The 18454-nt window shown below is 66.9% G+C and carries 16 protein-coding genes and 1 tRNA gene; 10 read left to right on the forward strand and 7 right to left on the reverse strand.

Features of this window, described 5'->3' with window-relative positions; genetic code table 11:
* Nucleotides 1-4 precede the first annotated feature (4 nt).
* From AC1Q7H_RS29130 to AC1Q7H_RS29140, 3 genes are all read right to left on the reverse strand, one after another.
* The gene (locus AC1Q7H_RS29130; protein WP_153954433.1) at nucleotides 5-439 is read right to left on the reverse strand and encodes a universal stress protein; all 435 of its coding nucleotides are present in this window, start codon (nucleotides 437-439) and stop codon (nucleotides 5-7) included.
* 448 nt (nucleotides 440-887) lie between these two features.
* A complete protein-coding gene (locus tag AC1Q7H_RS29135) occupies nucleotides 888-1103 on the reverse strand; it encodes an HP1242/YdcH family protein (RefSeq protein ID WP_010808971.1) in 216 nt (71 codons plus the stop codon).
* Between the two features lie 223 nt (nucleotides 1104-1326).
* Complete coding sequence (locus tag AC1Q7H_RS29140) at nucleotides 1327-2145, reverse strand: inositol monophosphatase family protein (protein ID WP_013956226.1); 819 nt, start codon at nucleotides 2143-2145, stop codon at nucleotides 1327-1329.
* A gap of 122 nt (nucleotides 2146-2267) precedes the next feature.
* Between AC1Q7H_RS29140 and AC1Q7H_RS29145 the strand changes: the two genes are divergently transcribed.
* A complete protein-coding gene (locus AC1Q7H_RS29145; RefSeq protein ID WP_013956227.1) occupies nucleotides 2268-3167 on the forward strand; it encodes an RNA methyltransferase in 900 nt (299 codons plus the stop codon).
* A gap of 305 nt (nucleotides 3168-3472) precedes the next feature.
* Nucleotides 3473-4216 (forward strand): serine O-acetyltransferase, encoded by a 744-nt coding sequence (gene cysE, locus AC1Q7H_RS29150; RefSeq protein ID WP_035825307.1) that lies wholly within the window; start codon nucleotides 3473-3475, stop codon nucleotides 4214-4216.
* 30 nt (nucleotides 4217-4246) lie between these two features.
* On the opposite strand, the gene AC1Q7H_RS29155 is transcribed toward cysE, so the two are convergent.
* From AC1Q7H_RS29155 to AC1Q7H_RS29170, 4 genes are all read right to left on the reverse strand, one after another.
* Nucleotides 4247-5044, reverse strand: coding sequence for a UDP-2,3-diacylglucosamine diphosphatase (locus AC1Q7H_RS29155; protein ID WP_013956229.1), 798 nt, complete (start codon nucleotides 5042-5044; stop codon nucleotides 4247-4249).
* Between the two features lie 66 nt (nucleotides 5045-5110).
* Nucleotides 5111-5611 (reverse strand): peptidylprolyl isomerase, encoded by a 501-nt coding sequence (locus AC1Q7H_RS29160; RefSeq protein WP_013956230.1) that lies wholly within the window; start codon nucleotides 5609-5611, stop codon nucleotides 5111-5113.
* A 21-nt stretch (nucleotides 5612-5632) separates the two neighbouring features.
* Nucleotides 5633-6217, reverse strand: coding sequence for a peptidylprolyl isomerase (locus AC1Q7H_RS29165; RefSeq protein WP_153954365.1), 585 nt, complete (start codon nucleotides 6215-6217; stop codon nucleotides 5633-5635).
* 71 nt (nucleotides 6218-6288) lie between these two features.
* Nucleotides 6289-6990 (reverse strand): tetratricopeptide repeat protein, encoded by a 702-nt coding sequence (locus AC1Q7H_RS29170; protein ID WP_153954364.1) that lies wholly within the window; start codon nucleotides 6988-6990, stop codon nucleotides 6289-6291.
* A gap of 283 nt (nucleotides 6991-7273) precedes the next feature.
* Between AC1Q7H_RS29170 and cysS the strand changes: the two genes are divergently transcribed.
* From cysS to AC1Q7H_RS29210, 8 genes are all read left to right on the forward strand, one after another.
* Nucleotides 7274-8662 (forward strand): cysteine--tRNA ligase, encoded by a 1389-nt coding sequence (gene cysS, locus AC1Q7H_RS29175; protein ID WP_013956233.1) that lies wholly within the window; start codon nucleotides 7274-7276, stop codon nucleotides 8660-8662.
* A complete protein-coding gene (locus tag AC1Q7H_RS29180) occupies nucleotides 8659-9498 on the forward strand; it encodes a DNA-3-methyladenine glycosylase family protein (RefSeq protein WP_013956234.1) in 840 nt (279 codons plus the stop codon). Before cysS ends, AC1Q7H_RS29180 begins: the two co-directional genes overlap by 4 nt.
* Before the next feature lie 115 nt (nucleotides 9499-9613).
* Nucleotides 9614-10585 carry an acetyl-CoA carboxylase carboxyltransferase subunit alpha gene (locus AC1Q7H_RS29185; RefSeq protein ID WP_010808961.1) on the forward strand — a complete coding sequence of 324 codons (972 nt, stop codon included), beginning with the start codon at nucleotides 9614-9616 and terminating at the stop codon, nucleotides 10583-10585.
* Entirely contained in the window at nucleotides 10551-12002 is a 1452-nt protein-coding gene (gene tilS / locus AC1Q7H_RS29190) for a tRNA lysidine(34) synthetase TilS (RefSeq protein ID WP_228772438.1), read from the forward strand. Before AC1Q7H_RS29185 ends, tilS begins: the two co-directional genes overlap by 35 nt.
* A gap of 123 nt (nucleotides 12003-12125) precedes the next feature.
* Entirely contained in the window at nucleotides 12126-13376 is a 1251-nt protein-coding gene (locus tag AC1Q7H_RS29195) for an aspartate kinase (RefSeq protein ID WP_010808959.1), read from the forward strand.
* 129 nt (nucleotides 13377-13505) lie between these two features.
* Nucleotides 13506-13599 (forward strand) — tRNA-Ser (locus AC1Q7H_RS29200).
* 477 nt (nucleotides 13600-14076) lie between these two features.
* Nucleotides 14077-17484 (forward strand): bifunctional diguanylate cyclase/phosphodiesterase, encoded by a 3408-nt coding sequence (locus AC1Q7H_RS29205; RefSeq protein ID WP_153954363.1) that lies wholly within the window; start codon nucleotides 14077-14079, stop codon nucleotides 17482-17484.
* 71 nt (nucleotides 17485-17555) lie between these two features.
* Nucleotides 17556-18239, forward strand: a complete 684-nt coding sequence (locus AC1Q7H_RS29210; RefSeq protein ID WP_153954362.1) for a glycine-rich domain-containing protein — start codon at nucleotides 17556-17558, stop codon at nucleotides 18237-18239.
* The last annotated feature ends 215 nt before the right edge of the window (nucleotides 18240-18454 follow it).

Here is an 18454-nt window from a genome sequence, read left to right on the forward strand (position 1 = left end):
GCCGTCAGCGGAACACCAGCACCGGCACGTCGCTGTGGGTCAGCACCTTCTGCGTCTCGCTGCCCAGCAGCAGCCCGCTGATGCCCTTGCGGCCGTGCGAGGCCATGAAGATGACGTCGCAACCCAGGTCCCGGGCGGCGTTGATGATGCCGTGATACGGGGCGCTGGCGGCCGAGACGTGGCCCGCGCAGGGGACGCCGGCCATTGCCGCCGCGGCCTCGATCTTGGCCAGTTCCTGGCGCGCCAGTGCCTCCACGCGTTGCTGGAATACCTCGCGCCGCTCATGGGTGCTGTCGCTGCCCACCATGTAGGGGTAGGTCTCCACGCACATGTAGGGCGTCAGGCGCGCCGCGGCAGTGCGGGCAAACTGGATGGCGGCGGACACGGCCTTGTGGGAAAGCTCGGAACCGTCGACGGGCAGCAGGATGTGCTTGAACATAGGGGCCAGCTCCACCTGCAGGCGGTACTTCTGCTTTTCGTAATTGCGCCGCGACATCAGGTTCTGGTACGGGTACGCGCCTTCGCGCCAGCCCGCGGACAGCTCGTCGTCCGGATGGCGCTTGCGGCCGGCCTGCCACGCGGCGGGATCGCCTTCGAGGATCAGGCTGCGCAACTGCGCTGCTTCGTCGGGCGCCAGGCCGTCAAGCAGCGTGCGCACGGCGTCGAGCATGTCGGCGCTGTGGCCGGCGCGGCTGGCCAGGATGTCCTGCATGCTGCTGGCCACCAGCTGCACCGCGGCGTCGACGGCGCTGTCGACTTCATTGCGCTGGGCTGAAAGCGCCGAGTTGGTGGGCAGCACGTCGCCCCTGGCCGTGGCGCGGGCACGTGGCGGGGTAGCGGCTTGGGAGGGCTGGATGGTGTCGCGATCGGTCATCTGCGGTCCTCCGTCAGGCAGCGGTGTTGCGCAGGATCGCGTACAGCTGGTCCTTGAGCAGGAGCTTCTCTTTCTTCAGCCGCTCGATCTCGAAGGTGGAGGCCGGCACCAGCCCCGACTCCATGTTGTGGATTTCCTGGTCCAGCGCGTTGTGGCGGTGGAACAGGCGCGCGAAGCGGGCATCCTGCGTCTTCAGGGTGGTGATCTGGTCGCGGTATTCGGGAAACATGCTGGCTCTCCTGCTGGATCCGCGCGCACGGGGCGTGGCGCATGGTTTTATTTTGGGGAGGGCAGGGTGGGGCGACCTTGACGAGGATCATGGCCGTCTGGGGAATGAGAAAGGTCTGCAGTGCAGGGCGCGGTGGCAGGCGGGGCGCACCATGCAAAACGCCCGCCGGGGTGCGGCGGGCGTCGGTGTATGGCTGATCTGGCCGTCAGGCCAGGTGCCGGTGTCAGGCGGCGGGCTTGGCGTTGTCCAGCGAGAACGGCGACAGCAGGCGCACCATCTGGGCGAACGCCTTGGGGTTGCCGGCCAGCACTTCGCCCTGTTCCATCTGGCGCGGCTCGCCGGCGTAGTTGCCGACCAGGCCGCCTGATTCGGTGATCAGCAGCATGCCGGCAGCCATGTCCCACGGCTGCAGGCCGCGCTCGAAGAAGCCGTCCAGGCGGCCGCAGGCCACATAGGCCAGGTCCAGCGCGGCTGCGCCCGGGCGGCGCAGGCCGGCGCAGCTGCGCGTCATCAGCGCGAACAATTCCATGTATTCGTCCAGGCCTTCCAGATCGCGGAACGGGAAGCCGGTGCCGATCAGGCAGTCGGCCAGCTTGTCGCGGCGCGTGACGCGGATGCGGCGGTTGTTCAGGAAGGCGCCGGCGCCCTTGCTGGCGGTGAAGAGTTCATCGCGGGTCGGGTCGTAGACCACGGCCTGCACGGGCGTGCCGCGGTGCAGCTGGGCGATCGAGACCGCGTATTGCGGGAAGCCGTGGATGAAGTTGGTGGTGCCGTCCAGCGGGTCGATGACCCAGGTGTACTCGTGGGTGTCTTCACCCTCGGCCCAGGACTGGCCGGATTCTTCCGCTAAAATGCCGTGTTCCGGGTAGGCCGTGCGCAGGATCTCGATGACCGCGGCTTCGGCGGCGCGGTCCACTTCGGTGACAAAATCGTTGTGTTGCTTGCGCGAGACGCGCACCAGATCGACGTCGAGCGACGCGCGGTTGATGATGGATCCCGCCTTGCGGGCCGCCTTGACGGCGATATTGAGCATCGGATGCATGAATCTCTCCAGGCCGGCCATGACGACGCGGCGGGGCGCAAAAGCGCCGCACGCCCGCTCATGGGCAGCTGACAACACAACGGATTGTAGAAGAACGTCGGGCGTCGCCGGTTCTGCTGCAAATGTGCCGCGAGAGTCTCGCGAGCAAGCAAAAACCTGGCGCCGCGCCAAAGAAGAACCCCGAATTGTATATGAACCCGGCAATTGATACGAGCCAGCCCGCTGCCGATGGCAACAGCGGAGACCCCGGCGGCGACGCCTTCGGCCGCGTGCGTTTCGTGCTGGTCGAAACCAGCCACCCGGGCAACGTGGGCTCGGTGGCGCGCGCGATCAAGACCATGGGCTTCGGCAGCCTGGTGCTGGTCTCGCCACGCGAGCCGGATGTGCTGCGGCACCCCGACGCCATCGCCATGGCCAGCGGTGCCGACGATGTGCTGGCGGGCGCGCTCATCGTCGACCAGGTCGACGCGGCGCTGGCCGGCGCCGCGCTGACCGTGGCGATGACCGCGCGCCACCGCGAGTTCGGCCCGCCGCGGCTGTTGCCGCGCGCGGCCGCGGAACGTGCGCGGCAGACGCTGTCCGGCAGCGGCGGCGTTGCCTTCGTGTTCGGCAACGAGCGTTATGGCCTGCCCAATGAAGTGGTCGAGCGCTGCAACGCCGTCACCCATATCCCCGCCAATCCCGCCTATACCTCGCTGAACCTGGCGCAGGCGGTGCAGCTCATCGCCTACGAGTTGCGGCTGGCGCTGCTGGAGGCGGCCCCGGACGCCGGCGCCAATATCGGCTATGCTGGTGAGCCGGCCACGGCCGAGCAGGTCGAGGCCATGTTCGGCCATCTGCAGACGGGCCTGGAGGCGATCGGCTTTCTCGATCCGTCCAACCCGCGCAGGCTGATGACCCGGCTGCGCCGGCTGCTGGCACGCAGCGGCCTGGAGCGCGAGGAAGTGAATATCCTGCGCGGCATCGCCAAGCACATGCTGATCGCCGCGCAGAACCAGCCGGGCCCGCACCAGGACCGGTGATAGGAGCAAGGACAGTGGCAGCAAACCGGAGCGATTCGATGCAGGGCGATGCAGGCATGCGCGGCAAGCGCGCGTGCTGTCGTCCCGCGGCTGCGGGTTTGCGCAGGCCCGGGCGATGTTGATCGCAGCATCGCCGCAATGTCCCTGACGGATCAGGGGCCAAACACCGGTACCCCAAGCGGGTCCGGCAAATCACTTACACTCCCTGATCCCGTCCCCACCGGCCACTGACCTCGCCGGCGACCCTGTCCCGGGCACCAGCCCGCGTGGCGCGGCGCACGGCGCGGCAACACGACACGACCAAGATGTTCTCTCGCCTGAAGGAAGATATCGACACGATCATGCTGCGCGATCCCGCCGCGCGCAGCCGCCTGGAGGTGCTGACTTGCTACCCCGGCCTGCATGCCGTGGTGTTCCACCGCTTTGCGCATGGATGCTGGAACGCGGGCTTCCACTGGCTGGGGCGCTGGATCTCGCACTGGGCGCGGTTTTTCACCGGCATCGAAATCCATCCGGCGGTCAAGCTGGGCCGGCGCGTATTCATCGACCACGGCATGGGCGTGGTGATCGGCGAGACCGCCGAGATCGGCGATGACTGCACCATCTACCAGGGCGTGACGCTGGGCGGCACCTCGCTGTACAAGGGCCAGAAGCGGCACCCCACGCTGGGCGCCAACGTGGTGGTGAGCGCGGGCGCCAAGGTGCTGGGCGGATTCGTGGTGGGCGACGGCGCGCGCGTGGGCTCCAACGCGGTGGTGCTCAAGCCGGTGCCGCCGGGCGCGACTGCCGTGGGCATCCCGGCCCGTATCATCCTGCCGGATGCGCCATCGGCGCAGCAGGGTGCCAAGCAGGAGTTCTCGGCCTACGGCATCACGCCCAATGCGGACGATCCGGTGTCGCTGGCGCTCAAGAGCCTGATCGACAATGCGGGGCGCCAGCACGACCGCATCGAGGCGGTGCTGGCCGCACTCGACCGGCTTGGCGAACACCTGGAGAACACGCCGAACGATCCCTTCGACGCAAGCGAACTGCGCAGGCTGATGAAGTGAGCGGGGCAGGGGCCGGGCCGGCGCTGTCGCTCAGTCCGTCTGCGGCAACAGGCGGAAGCCGTCGCGATCCAGTTGCAGCACCGCGGCGCGCGGATGGGCGCCGTCCAGGTCCCAGTCAGTGAGCACCCAGCGCACGCCGGCGGCTTCTTCATGCCGTGCCGGGCGGTGCGTGTGTCCATGCACCAGCAGCGACGCACCGGCGGCGCCGAGCAACTCGGCCGCGGCGGCGGGCGCCACATCACCATAGATCACCGGCACGGGCGCACCCGCGCTCAACTGCCTGGCGCGGTTGCCTTCACTGTCTGCCCGCAGCTTGCGGGCGATCGACAGACGCGCGCTAAGCGGCAGTGCCAGGAACACGCGTTGCACCCAGCCCTTGCGGGTCCAGCGGCGGAAGCGGTTATAGCGTTCGTCGTCGATGCACAGCATGTCGCCGTGGCTCAGCACCACGCGCTGGCCGGCACAGTGGATCACGGTGGGGTCGGGCAGCAGGCTGGCACCGGCCGCGCTGGCGAAACGCTTGCCCAGCAGGAAGTCCCGGTTGCCGTGCATCAAATACACGGCCACGCCGCGCGCGGCCAGTGCGCGCAGGGCGCCGGTCACGCGCTGCGCGAAGGGCGAGTCGGTTTCTTCGTCGCCGATCCAGAATTCAAAGAAGTCGCCCAGGATGAACAGCGTGCGCGCGTGCTGCGCGGCGCGCTCGAGCGTGCGCTCGAAGGCCGCCAGCGTGCGGGGCATGCCAGGCGTCAGGTGCAGGTCTGAAATGAACCACGCCGGCGCCTGTGCCTCGAAGGGACCGGCCACCGGCGTGTGGGGGATTGCGGTCATGCGCGGTGTCGGAAGGGGAATGCCGGCACGTGGATGCGCACGGAACCGCAATCGGCAGGCATCGGCTTACTCGACGATGACGGCCTTCTCGATCACCACGTCTTCCAGCGGCACGTCCTGGTGGAAGCCCGAACTGCCGGTGCGCACGCCCTTGATCTGGTCGACCACGTCGGTGCCTTCCACCACCTTGCCGAACACGGCATAGCCGAAGCCCTGCGGCGTGGGCGAGGAGAAGTTCAGGAAGTCGTTGTCGACCACGTTGATGAAGAACTGCGCGGTGGCCGAGTGCGGGGCGTTGGTGCGCGCCATGGCCACGGTGTAGCGGTCATTCTTCAGGCCGTTGCCGGCTTCGTTCTCGATCGGGGCGTCGGTGCCCTTTTGCTTCATGCCGGGCTCGAAGCCGCCGCCCTGGACCATGAAGTTCTTGATCACGCGGTGGAAGATGGTGTTGTCGTAGTGGCCCTTGCGCACGTACGACAGGAAGTTCTCGACCGACTTCGGGGCCTTTTCGGCGTCGAGTTCAATGGTGATGACACCCTGGTTGGTGTGGAGCTGGACCTTGGACATGGGATTTCCTCTGTTCGGTAATTATTTGACGACGGTGGCCGACTCGATCACGATCGGCGCGGCCGGCACATTGCGCATGGGGCCGTAGGCCGTGGTCGGCACGCTCTTGATCTTGTCGATCGTCTCCATGCCTTCCACCACCTTGCCGAAGACGGCGTAGCCGTTGCCGTCCGGCTGCGGGTAGTCGAGATTCGAATTATCCACCACATTGACGAAGAACTGCGCGGTGGCCGAGTTGGGGTCGCTGGTGCGTGCCATGGCCACCGTGCCGGCCTTGTTCTTCAGGCCGCTACGGGCTTCCAGCGGGATAGGCGCACGGGTGGGCTTTTCCTTCATGTCGCGGTCAAAACCGCCGCCCTGCACCATGAAGCCATTGATCACGCGATGGAAGATGGTGCCACTGTAGAAGCCGCTCTTCACATATTCCAGGAAGTTCGCGACGGTCTTCGGCGCGGCCTCGGGGTAGAGCTCGATGGTGAACTTGCCGGCACTGGTGGCGAACTGGACGCGTTCGGCGGCCTTTTGCTGCGCCAGCGCGCTGAACGAGGACAGTGCCAGGGCGCCTGCGGTCAGGCCGGCCAGGACGATGCGACGGGAACGGATCATGAAGGAACTCCGGTAAGTCTGGATGCACATGGTCCGGGCGCGCCGCGCCCGGACCTTGGAATGGGTGGCCGTCAGTTGGCCGCAGGGGCGCTGGCAGGTGCCTGGCGCTGCGCTGGCGTCGCCTTGCGGCCAGTGCCGGCGGGCGCCGCCGGCGACGCGGCATCAGGGTTCAGCTGGCGCAGGCCGGTGCTGGCGCGGGCATCGCCCGGATTGCGGCGCAGCGCTTCGGTGTAGGCCTGCTCGGCCAGGCGGCGGTAGACGTCGCCTAGGTTGGTGTAGCCAATGGCGAAGCCCGGCTTGACTTCGGTGGCCAGCAGCAACTCGGCCTCGGCGCGCTTCAGGTCGCCGCGCTTGGCGTAGAGCAGCGCCAGGTTGTTGTGGGGCTCGGGCAGTTCCGGGAAGTCCTGCGCCATTTCGGTAAAGGCCTGGATGGCGGCGTCCTCGCGGCCGGACTGGGCCAGAGCCCAGGCGCGCTGGAAGCGTGCCTGCGCATTGCGCGGGTTGGCGGCCAGCACGCGGTCAAAGCCCTTGATGGCTTCGTCGTAGCGGCGCGCGTTGGCGGCCTGCTGGGCCTCGCTCATGCCAGGGTCGGTCGACTGGATGCCACCGGCCGGCGCCGTCGGCGCGGCCAGCGACAGCGGGCCGTTCTGCGCGTAGGCAGGGGCCGCCAGCGCGGCGGCCAGGGCCAGCAGGGGCAGTACGGCGCGATGGCCGCGTCGGCGCGCGGGGGCGGCGAACATGGCAGAACACGGGGAGGGCAGCGGCAGGCTCATTGAGGACAGGTCCGTTATACTCCGCGGCATTCTAGCAAAGCGGCAAGTCCGGCACGAAGGGCGATGCCATCGGGGCGGCAGGCGCGGCATCTCGCGCGGCCTGGCTGCGCGGTGCCGGAGGCAACCTGCGCACCGCCTTCCGGTAAGATATGGGGCGCGACGGAAATGCGCCAGTGACCGCGTTGCCGCCGGCGGCCTGCCAGGCGCCGGGCAACCGGCGCCACGGCCCGCGCTGCCTGCTGTGCGAACCCCGGCAGTCTCCTCTCACCACTCACTTCGTTTCATGCAGCTTCTGAACATCTACAACACGCTCGCGCGTGAGAAACAGCCATTCGTGCCAATCGAACCCGGCAAGGTCCGCATGTATGTGTGCGGCATGACGGTGTACGACTATTGCCACGTTGGCCACGCTCGCGTGATGGTGGTGTTCGACATGGTGCACCGCTGGCTGCGTGCCGCCGGCTACGAGGTGACGTATGTGCAGAACATCACCGACATCGACGACAAGATCATCCGCCGCGCGGCCGAGAACGGCGAGACCATCGGCGAGCTGACCACGCGCTTTATCCAGTACATGCATGAGGATGCCGCCGCGCTGGGCGTGATCCGCCCTGACCACGAGCCGCGCGCCACCGACTACGTGCCGCAGATGCTCGACATGATCGGCAAGCTGGAAGCCAGGGGCCTGGCCTACCAGGCCAGCGACGGCGACGTGAACTATTCGGTGCGCAAGTTCGACGGCTACGGCAAGCTCTCGGGCAAGTCGCTGGAAGACCTGCGCGCCGGCGAGCGTGTCAGCGCCAACGACGCCAAGCAGGACCCGCTCGACTTCGTGCTGTGGAAGTCCGCCAAGGCCAGCGAGCCGCCCGAGAGCAAGTGGGACTCGAAGTGGGGCGCCGGCCGCCCGGGCTGGCACATTGAATGCTCCGCCATGAGCTGCACGCTGCTGGGCGAGCATTTCGACATCCATGGCGGCGGGGCTGACCTGCAGTTCCCGCACCACGAGAACGAGATTGCGCAGTCTGAAGGCGCCAGCGGCAAGCCCTTCGTCAATATGTGGATGCACAACGGATTCGTGCGCATCAACGACGAAAAAATGTCCAAGTCGCTTGGCAATTTCTTCACCATCCGCGAGGTCCTGAAGTCGTACGACGCTGAGGTCGTGCGCTTCTTTATCTTGCGCGCGCACTACCGCAGCCCACTGAACTACAGCGACGCGCACCTGGACGATGCGCGCCACGCCCTGACACGCCTGTACACGGCACTCAAGGACAGCCAGCCGGGCGGCTGCGCGGTGGACTGGGACGAGCCGCACGCCAGGCGCTTTGCCGAGGCCATGGGCGACGACTTCAACACGCCGATCGCGATGTCGGTGCTGTTCGACCTGGCCAGCGAGATCAACCGCACCGGCTCGACCGCGGCTGCGCGCCAGCTCAAGGCGCTGGCGGGCACGCTGGGCCTGCTCGAGCGCGATCCGCATACCTTCCTGCAAGGCGGCAGGTCCGACGACGGCATCTCGCCGGAACAGATCGAGACCTTGATCGCCGCGCGCAAGACCGCCAAGCTGGAGCGCAACTTTGCCGAAGCGGACCGCATCCGCGCGCAACTGCTGGAAGCGGGCATCGTGCTGGAAGACAAGCCGGGCGGTGCCACCGAGTGGAGGCGTGCTTGAACGCTGCCGCGCGCAAGCCCGCCACCGCCACGCCGCCGGCCACGTCTCCCGCTACGAGGGGCCGGGCGAAGGCGGCCGGTCCGCGCCCGGGCAAGGCTGGCGCCAGCGAGGCGCCGCTGCCGGATGGCAAGGACGCGGCCAGGGGCACGCGCAACGCCAAGGCCGTGCTGCCCGAGGCGGATGCGGTGCCGCTGCCGGTCGAAACCGTCATCGATGCGGTGCGCCCCGCCTACTGGGACGAAGCCTGCGCCGACCTGATGAAGCGTGACCGCATACTGCGCAAGATGATCCCGACCTACGGCCCGGCGCACCTGGTGTCGCGTGGCGATCCGTTCGTCACGCTGGCGCGCGCGGTGGTGGGCCAGCAGATCTCGGTCAAGGCGGCGCAGTCGGTGTGGGAGCGGCTGCATACGCTCTGCCCCAAGCTCACCCCGGCCCAGTTCCTGCGCGCCGGTCCCGAGAAGCTGGCAGGCTGCGGCCTGTCCAAGCGCAAGGGGGAATACCTGATCGACCTGGCCGACCACTTCAAGGCGGGCATGGTGCATGTCGCCGAATGGGCGCAGATGGACGACGAAGCCGTGATCGCGGAGTTGACGCAGATCCGCGGCATCGGCCGCTGGACCGCGGAGATGTTCCTGATGTTCAACCTGATGCGGCCCAACGTGCTGCCGCTGGACGATATCGGCCTGATCAACGCAATCTCCGCCAACTATTTCAGCGGCGAACCCGTCACCCGCAGCGAGGCGCGCGAAGTCGCGGCCAACTGGGAGCCGTGGCGAACCGTGGCGACGTGGTATATGTGGCGCAGTCTCGACCCGTTGCCAGTGACGTATTAGGCATCGCAGAAAGAAAATTTAGTGGCAGGTGCAGTCCGGGCTATCTGGCAGGCGCTAAGATAGCGACCAAATTCCGGTAGAATGCGCCCCTTCACAGACAGGTACGTGTGATTTTATGAAAACCACCTTCCTGGATTTTGAGCAGCCCATTGCCGAACTTGAGGCAAAGATCGAAGAACTGCGCTTCGTGCAGGACGATTCGGCTGTTGATATTTCCGAAGAGATTTCGCGGCTGGCCGGCAAGAGCCAGCAGCTGACCAAAGACATCTACGCCAACCTGACCCCGTGGCAGGTTGCGCAAATTGCCCGCCACCCCCAGCGTCCCTATACGCTGGACTACGTGCGCGAGATCTTTACCGATTTCCACGAGCTGCACGGCGACCGCACCTTTGCCGACGATCTTTCGATCATCGGCGGCCTGGCGCGCTTCAACGGCCAGGCGTGCATGGTCATCGGCCACCAGAAGGGCCGTGACACGAAAGAGCGCGCCATGCGCAATTTCGGCATGCCCAAGCCCGAGGGCTACCGCAAGGCGAAGCGCCTGATGGAGCTGGCGGACAAGTTCGGCCTGCCGATCTTCACCTTCGTCGACACCCCGGGCGCATTCCCCGGCATCGATGCCGAAGAGCGAGGCCAGTCAGAGGCTATCGGCCACAACCTGTACGTGATGGCCGGCCTGAAGGTGCCCCTGATCGCCACCATCATCGGTGAAGGCGGTTCGGGCGGCGCGCTGGCGATTGCCGTGGGCGACGTGGTGCAGATGCTGCAGTTCGCCACCTACGCGGTGATTTCGCCCGAAGGCTGCGCCTCGATCCTGTGGAAGACGGCCGAGAAGGCACCGGAAGCCGCCGAGGCGCTGGGCCTGACCGCGCACCGCCTGAAGGCGCTGGGCCTGATCGACAAGATCGTGAGCGAGCCGCTGGGCGGCGCGCACCGTGACTACAAGGGCATGGCGGCGATGCTCAAGCGCTCGCTGGCCGAGTCGTTGCGCCAGTTCCAGGGCATGAGCGTGAAGGAGTTGCAGGCCCGCCGCTACGAGCGCCTGCTCGCCTATGGCAAGTTCAAGGAAACCGGCACCCAGGACTGAACCGTCCGCCCGGCTGACCGACAAGGTCGCACAGGCCCTACAGGCCGGTGCGGCCTTTGTTGTTTCTGGCGGCGGCACGGGCGCGGCGACGATCGCCGTGGCCCTGTCGGGCGGTCGCGATTCGGTCGCGCTGCTGCATGCCGCCCGCGCGGCCGCGGCGGAGTGGGGCGTTGGCGCGCGCGTGGTGGCGCTGCATGTCCACCACGGCCTGCAGGCGGATGCCGACGACTGGGACCGCTTCTGCGCCGCGCTGTGCGCGCAGTGGCAGGTCGGCTATTTCGTGCGGCGGGTATCGGTGCAGCCCGAAGCGGGAGAGGGCGTGGAAGCGGCTGCGCGCCGCGCGCGCTATGCCGCGCTGGCGGCGATGTGCGCCGACAGCGGCGCGCGCCTGCTGCTGTTTGCCCACCACCAGGACGACCAGGTCGAGACCGTGCTGCTGCGGCTGTTCCGCGGCGCTGGAGTGGCCGGCATGGCTGGCATGCCAGCGCTGCGCCCGCTGGACGAGCGCAGCGGCGTGATGCTGCTGCGCCCCTGGCTGGATGTGGCCCGCGCCGAGATCGAGGCCTATTGCGCGGCCAACGCACTGCAGTGGGTCGACGACCCGTCCAATGCCGATGAACGCTATGCGCGCAATGCCTTGCGCGCGCACCTGCCGGCGCTGGTGGCGGCCTTTCCGGCGTTGTCGGCCAATGTGGTGCAGGCGGCCGCGCATTTCGCCCAGGCAGGCGCACTGATCGACGAACTGGCAGCCGCCTCGCTGGCGGCGCTGGCGCGCCCCGGCCGCGATGCCGACACGCTTTCCGAACTCGACCTGGCAGGGCTGCGCGCCTTGCCCGTGGCACATGCCGATGCCGTGCTGCGCTTCTGGCTGCGCGACCTCGGCGTGCGCGCGCCGTCCACCGCTCGGCTGGCGGCTATGCGCGAGCAACTGGTCACCCACGCTGGCGGCGAGCCCGCGATCGCGCATGAGGGGCTGGTCCTGCGCCGTTTCCGCGACCGCGTGCTGGCCTGCACGCCGCCACCGATCGCTGCGCCGGCACCCGTGACGCTGGACTGGCGCGGCGAGGCCCGCATCGTCGTGTCAGCCTGGCGCGGCGAACTCCATTTCTTCCGCGATGACACCTTCGGCGTGCCCGAAGCGGTGCTGCGCCAGCCCTTGCGCCTGGCCGCCCGCAGCGGCGGCGAGCGTATCGTGCTGCGTCCGGGCGGCCCGGCCCGGGCCCTGAAGCAGGCCTGCCAGGAAGCCGGCATCCCGGCCTGGCGCCGCGCCTGGCTGCCGTTGCTGTGGTCTGGCGATACGCTGGTGCTGGCCGCCGGCCTGGGCATGCACCGCCGCTGGCCGGACGCCCCGGCAGCGCCGCGCTGGTGCGTCGAATGGCATCCGCGGCCGCCGGCAGTGGCGATGCCGACGCACTGAAGCTCCCGGATCGCCGCCGGCATCACTTCCGATCTGCAGCCCGAACCCCGCTCCCGCCTTGCCTCACGGGGCTTGTTCGTGTATTTTCAAGGGCTTTGCATAATCGCTGGCGTCGACAAGAAGATGGCTCTCATCGTTCACAAATACGGCGGCACTTCGATGGGTTCCACGGAACGCATCAAGAATGTCGCCAAGCGCGTGGCCAAGTGGCACCGCGCCGGTCACCGCGTAGTCGTGGTGCCTTCGGCCATGTCGGGCGAGACCAATCGCCTGCTGGGACTCGCCAAGGAAATTTCGCCGCAGCCCAATCCGCGTGAACTGGACATGCTCGCCTCGACTGGCGAGCAGGCCAGCGTGGCACTGCTGGCCATCGCGCTGCACGGCGAAGACATCGACGCGGTCAGCTACACCGGCTGGCAAGTGCCGGTGAAGACCGACTCGGCCTATACCAAGGCCCGTATCGAATCGATCGACGACGAGCGCATCCTGGCCGACCTCGACGCCGGCCGCGTGGTCGTGATCACCGGCTTCCAGGGCATCGACGACGACGGCAACATCACCACGCTGGGCCGTGGCGGCTCGGACACCTCGGCCGTGGCCATCGCCGCCGCCATCGAGGCCGACGAGTGCCTGATCTACACCGACGTCGATGGCGTGTACACCACCGACCCGCGCGTGGTCGAAGACGCCCGCCGCCTGGACCAGATCACCTTCGAAGAAATGCTGGAAATGGCCAGCCTCGGCTCCAAGGTGCTGCAGATCCGCTCCGTGGAGTTCGCCGGCAAGTACCGCGTGAAGACCCGCGTGCTGTCGTCGCTGACCGACCCGCTTATGCCGCTCGAGCAGGAAATGCACTCGGGCACGCTGATCACTTTTGAGGAAGACTCCACCATGGAAGCAGCCGTCATCTCCGGCATCGCCTTTGCCCGTGACGAAGCCAAGATCACCGTTCTGGGCGTGCCGGACAAGCCGGGCATCGCCTACCAGATCCTGGGCCCGGTCGCCGACGCCAACATCGACGTCGACATGATCATCCAGAACCAGTCCGTCGACGGCAAGACCGACTTCACCTTCACCGTGCCGCGCGGCGAGTACCAGCGCGCGCTGGCCATCCTGAACGACGGCGTGAAGTCGCACATCGGCGCCGGCAGCGTGTCGGGCGACCCGAAGGTGTCGAAGGTATCGGTGGTGGGCGTGGGCATGCGCTCGCACGTGGGCATCGCCAGCAAGATGTTCCGCACCCTGTCGGAAGAGGGCATCAACATCCAGATGATCTCCACCTCGGAAATCAAGATCTCGGTGCTGATCGACGAGAAGTACATGGAACTGGCCGTGCGCGCGCTGCACAAGGCCTTCGAACTGGAACAGGCGTGATCCGTTCGTGAACACTTCTGGCGGGACCGCGGTTTTTGTGTTGAGTGATCGATTTTTCGTTGACCAACACGTGCGGCGCCGCTAGAATACGCGCTTCGTTGTGTGGCTCCCTCACGCAACGCAAGTTTGGGAGACGTGGCCGAGAGGTCGAAGGCACTCCCCTGCTAAGGGAGCATCCGGGCCAAAACCTGGATCGAGGGTTCGAATCCCTCCGTCTCCGCCAGAAATGGCGGCGAACCCCGGAAGATCGCGGTCTTCCGGGGTTTTGTTTTTTGCGGGTCCGGATTCCTGCTGTGCGAGCAGACACCCGCCACTTCTCTGCTGCTGCTCGTGCCGTTGCGTAGAGCGGCGCCAACGATTCCACCCTCGAAGTCCATATCGCAATCTGGCGACGAAAGAGCGCCAGTTTCTGCAGATGCTCCCGTTAAAGCCGTTGATCTGATTTCGAAGCCCACGGCCAGCGCGTGCCTGGATAACTCGCGAACGGAGTCACTATTTGCGCTTGCGGCTAGCAAGCCAGGCCACTGTCCCCCTAAACTGCCACCCCACTTAAGTTGGGTGTTTACGCGGCGATAATCAGGGCCCGTTTTTCCCCGTTTGTTATAGATTGTTAATACATATAAGAGGCTGGATTCCGAATAGAACCCCAGCCAATAAGTGCACTATTAGCATCAGTCGTTGGTGACGGCCGCTCAGCCGCATGGCTGCCATCGACATCCGGGGGGGAACAATCTTGCGCCAGACGCTTGCGCGCGCGCTGCGCCCGCTTGGACGCCTTGGGTCGCGCACCATCACCGCGGGCACCTTGCTGCTTGGCGTGATGACGACGGCTGTCGTCTATGCGTTCTGCACCGACCTGCTGGAAAAGGACGTCCGCCTGCGATTTGAGAACGATACTGGCGATGTGATCCAGCAGATCGATACACGGATCCGCCTCTATACCGATGTACTCGTGACCATGCAGGCGCTGTTCGGCGCCAGCGACCATGTCTCGCGCGGCGAGTTTCGCGATTTCGTCAGCGGCTTGAACCTGCCGCAGCGCTATCCCGGTTTCCAGACGCTGAACTACGCGCCGTACGTGCCGGCGGCCGAGATCGACGCCTTTGTCGCCCGGCAGCGCAGCGATCCGATCCTGCGCGAGGCGGGCGTGACGTTTAACGTGCGGCCCCCCGGCCGGCGGCCGGGCCATTTCGTGCTGACCTATGTCGAGCCGCTCGACATCAACCTGGCGTCGATCGGCATCGACATGGGCGCCGAGCCACGGCGCCTGGCTGCGCTTGAACGCGCGCGCGATACCGGGGAGTCAGTCAGCAGCGGGCGCCTGATCTTCAGCGAGGCAAAGAACCCGCATGTGGGCATCGCCCTGCGCCTGCCGGTGTACCGCAAGGTGCCCGACCTGGATTCCGTGGAAGCGCGCCGACGCGCCTATGTCGGCTCGGTTGGCGCGGGGATCCGGGTGGGTGACCTGCTGAAGGACCTGGTCAGCAATGAGAACCTGCGCCGGATCCGGTTCCGCGTGCATGACGCCGGAGACTTCGCGGAGGCGGCGGTCCCGTCCTCCGCCGCCAACCTGCTCTATGACAGCCTGACCGGCCTGGCGGTCGGGGAGCGCAGCCGGGGCGCTGGCGGCAGCGCAGTCCACGCCAGTGCCGCGCGTGGCGCGACGGCACTGGCGGACGGCCAGGCGGCCCCGGCCCAGCATGATCTGGTCAAGAGCGTGGTGCGGAATTTCGGCGGACGGCGCTGGGTAATCGCGTTTGCTGCCGATGCCAAGGCCATCAGTGGTCCCCAGCGCTACCTGCCGGCGCTGGTGGTGATTTCCGGCCTGATCATCAGCGTGCTGCTGGGGTGGCTGGCCTATGCGCTGTCGAGTTCGCGGGCGCGCGCCGTGGCCGTGGCCGACCAGATGACGCACAGCCTGCGCGACAGCCAGGCCGCGCTGGCCGAGGCGCAGCAGATTGCCCGCCTGGGCGACTGGCGCATCGACCTGGACAAGGACATCGCGCATTTTTCCCGGGAAATGGCGCGCCTGCTGGGCTTGCGCGGCGACAAACCGACTCCGGAAGCGCTGTTCCAGGCGATCGACGCCGGCCATTGCGCCGTGCTGCAGGAAAGGATGCGGGTAGCCCTGCAGGATCGCCAGCCGTTCGAGTTCGAGTGCCCCTACCGTTCGCGGCGCGGGCGGCGGGGCTGGCTGCACCTGATCGGCCACGCGCATGGGGCGGCGGACAGCGCCGTGCTGCGGGGCACCGCGCAGGACATCAGCCAGCGCAAGTCCGCCGAGCAGGCCAGGATGCAGGAACACCAGATTGCCCTGCACCTGGCCACCGCCACCAGCGAAACCGAGGTGCTGGAGGAGATTGTCCACACGCTGCTCGAAGGCATGGACTGGGAGGCGGGTGCCTTCTGGCCGGGCGATGACAGCCAGGGGCTGAAGCTGCCACCGGTCTACCTGGCCCGCGTCAAGGTGCTGCAGCCCTGGTTCGCCGAGCGCCCCGCAGGGCCGGCCGGCGCTGCGGTCTTGCAGGCGCCGCAATGGTATGCAAGCCGGAGCGCGATGGCCCGGCATTCGCAAGCCAGGTGGCTCGACGCGGGCGGCATCCGGACGGTGTTCGCCTTCCCGCTGAGCAGGGGGCACGTGACGCTCGGCGTGGTCGAACTCTATTCCCGCAGCAAGCGCAGCCCCGATACGCATGCGCTCGCGATGGCGGGCGGCATTGCCAATCAGACCGGGCACTTCCTGCTGCGGCGCCAGGCCGAGGAGAACCTGCGCTTCCTCGCCAATCACGATGCCCTCACCGGCCTGCCCAACCGCCTCATGTTCAAGGCCGAGTTCGAGCAGGCGCTGACCCGTGCCCGCGCGAGCGACCAGGCGCTGCATGTCATTTTCGTGGACCTGGACGAGTTCAAAGTCGTGAACGACACGATCGGCCACAACGCCGGCGACATCGTGCTGCGCGAGATGGCCGACCGGTTGCGCGGGAGTCTGGAGGAGGTGGAGCTGATCACCCGCTTCGGCGGCGATGAATTCGTCGTGCTGCTGGACCCCAAGGGCGATTCGACGCTCCTGGAGCGGACCATCGCCAGGATCCAGGCTGCGCTCGCGCCAGGCTTCGTCGTCAACGAGTCGGAGCTGCGCATGACGGCAAGCATCGGCATCAGCTCCTTCCCCGAGGACGGCAGCGACTGGCAGACCCTGCTCAAGCATGCCGACCTGGCCATGTACGGTGCCAAGCAGCTCGGCAAGAACGGCTACCAGTTCTACTGCCGGGGCATGAGCGCGTCCCTGCAGCGGCGCATCGACATGGAGACGCACCTGCACCGCGCGCTCGAGCAGAACGAATTCATCCTCTACTACCAGCCGCGCATTGCGCTCGCGTCGGGAGCGTGCACGGCGGTCGAGGCACTGATCCGCTGGCGCCACCCGGAACTGGGCCTGGTCATGCCCGGAGATTTCATTCCCTTCGCGGAGCAGAGCGGCGCCATTGTCGAGATCGGCGCCTGGGCGCTGCGCGAAGCGTGCCGGCAGAATGCCGCATGGCGCGCGCAGGGGCTGCCGCCGGTGCGTGTTTCAGTCAATCTTTCGGCACGGCAGTTTGCCGACAAGTCGCTCAGGCTGACCATTATCGATGCCCTGCGGCAAGCGGCCTTGCCTGGCAACCTGCTGGAGCTGGAACTCACCGAAAGCATGATCATGCGCGATGCCGAACAGGCTTCCAGCTGGCTCTCGCGCCTGAAGCGCACCGGCGTTCGATTGGCGATCGACGACTTCGGCACCGGCTATTCCTCACTTGCCTACCTGAGCCGCTTCCCGATCGATACGGTCAAGATCGACCGTAGCTTCGTCCGCTACGTACCGGAAAGCCGCAGCGACACGCAGATTACCAGCGCGGTGATCGGGCTCGGCCACCGGCTCGGCCTGGAAGTGGTCGCCGAAGGCGTGGAGAACGAGGTGCAACTCGAATTCCTGCGCCGCGAAGGCTGCGACGAGGTGCAGGGCTACTACTTCAGCCATCCGCTGCCGCCGGCGAAGATCACTGCCTTCCTCGCCAGCCGCATGGAGAACGGCCCCGCTATCGAGCACGGGCCGCAACCGCTGCGCGCCTGACTGCCGGCAATCCGGCGCGCGCTTATGCAAGTCCAATAAAAGGCAGTCAAATAAAAATGGGAGCATGAATCATGCAGGTCCGTACTATTGAAATCATGTGGCAGGCCATCGACGCCCTGGACTTTTCCAGGATGAAGGCCAAGCTGCTGCACCAGAAGTATGCGCACTGGTCGCCAGAATCGCTGGAGCAGGCGGAGAGCGGCTACCGGCAATTCCTCAAGCTGGCGGCGAAGCATCCGGACACGCCCGCCGTCCCCAGCGAGCAGGTGGATGCCTTCTGGCATGCCCACATCCTGGACACCAGGCGCTATGCCAGCGATTGCGAGCGCATCTTCGGCTATGTCCTTCACCACGACCCCTACGTTGGCATCGATGGCCCGGAGGATGAGGCCCGCCTCCTGCAAATGGCCGCGGCGAGCGATGCGCTGAGCATGCGCGAATTCGGCAGCCCGCTGACGTCTGCCGCATATTGTGCCCGGGCAGCAGCTGACGAGGCCGCGTACTGTGCGCGCATGGCGAAGGCGGAAGAACCCGCGTACTGCGCGCGCATGGCGAAGGCGGAGGAGCCCGCGTACTGTGCACGGATGGCCAAGGCGGAAGAACCGGCGTACTGCGCACGCATGGCGAAGGCGGAGGAGCCGGCGTACTGCGCCCGCATGGCCAGGGCGGACGATCCCGCGTACTGCGCCCGCATGGCCAAGGCCGGTGCCCCCGCATACTGCGCACTGGCTTCGCCCCAGCCCGCGGCCTGCTGAAGGCCTGGCATTCGTGGCCGGGCGGGTGTCGTCGACCTGGCCACGTTGCCCACGCTGGCACTATCGGTTGCCGCGCGGCATAGGTGCTGCATCGCGCATTGGCCGCGGCATCGATGAAATGAAAAATTTCATTTCTGAAATCCGATAGGCTGGCCTCGGAAGAAAATCCTCCACTAAATCAAAGGGATGGGGCCTGAATCGGCCGTGGCCCGCTT

This window comes from Cupriavidus sp. GW823-FHT06D04, from assembly GCF_058795055.1.

Coding starts and splice junctions, on each gene's coding strand:
- AC1Q7H_RS29130 (WP_153954433.1), bottom strand. CDS start 439: ATGTTCAAGCACATCCTGCTGCCCGTCGACGGTTCCGAGCTTTCCCAC.
- AC1Q7H_RS29135 (WP_010808971.1), bottom strand. CDS start 1,103: ATGTTTCCCGAATACCGCGACCAGATCACCACCCTGAAGACGCAGGAT.
- AC1Q7H_RS29140 (WP_013956226.1), bottom strand. CDS start 2,145: ATGCATCCGATGCTCAATATCGCCGTCAAGGCGGCCCGCAAGGCGGGA.
- AC1Q7H_RS29145 (WP_013956227.1), top strand. CDS start 2,268: ATGTGCCGCGAGAGTCTCGCGAGCAAGCAAAAACCTGGCGCCGCGCCA.
- cysE (WP_035825307.1), top strand. CDS start 3,473: ATGTTCTCTCGCCTGAAGGAAGATATCGACACGATCATGCTGCGCGAT.
- AC1Q7H_RS29155 (WP_013956229.1), bottom strand. CDS start 5,044: ATGACCGCAATCCCCCACACGCCGGTGGCCGGTCCCTTCGAGGCACAG.
- AC1Q7H_RS29160 (WP_013956230.1), bottom strand. CDS start 5,611: ATGTCCAAGGTCCAGCTCCACACCAACCAGGGTGTCATCACCATTGAA.
- AC1Q7H_RS29165 (WP_153954365.1), bottom strand. CDS start 6,217: ATGATCCGTTCCCGTCGCATCGTCCTGGCCGGCCTGACCGCAGGCGCC.
- AC1Q7H_RS29170 (WP_153954364.1), bottom strand. CDS start 6,990: ATGAGCCTGCCGCTGCCCTCCCCGTGTTCTGCCATGTTCGCCGCCCCC.
- cysS (WP_013956233.1), top strand. CDS start 7,274: ATGCAGCTTCTGAACATCTACAACACGCTCGCGCGTGAGAAACAGCCA.
- AC1Q7H_RS29185 (WP_010808961.1), top strand. CDS start 9,614: ATGAAAACCACCTTCCTGGATTTTGAGCAGCCCATTGCCGAACTTGAG.
- tilS (WP_228772438.1), top strand. CDS start 10,551: ATGGCAAGTTCAAGGAAACCGGCACCCAGGACTGAACCGTCCGCCCGG.
- AC1Q7H_RS29195 (WP_010808959.1), top strand. CDS start 12,126: ATGGCTCTCATCGTTCACAAATACGGCGGCACTTCGATGGGTTCCACG.
- AC1Q7H_RS29205 (WP_153954363.1), top strand. CDS start 14,077: ATGGCTGCCATCGACATCCGGGGGGGAACAATCTTGCGCCAGACGCTT.
- AC1Q7H_RS29210 (WP_153954362.1), top strand. CDS start 17,556: ATGCAGGTCCGTACTATTGAAATCATGTGGCAGGCCATCGACGCCCTG.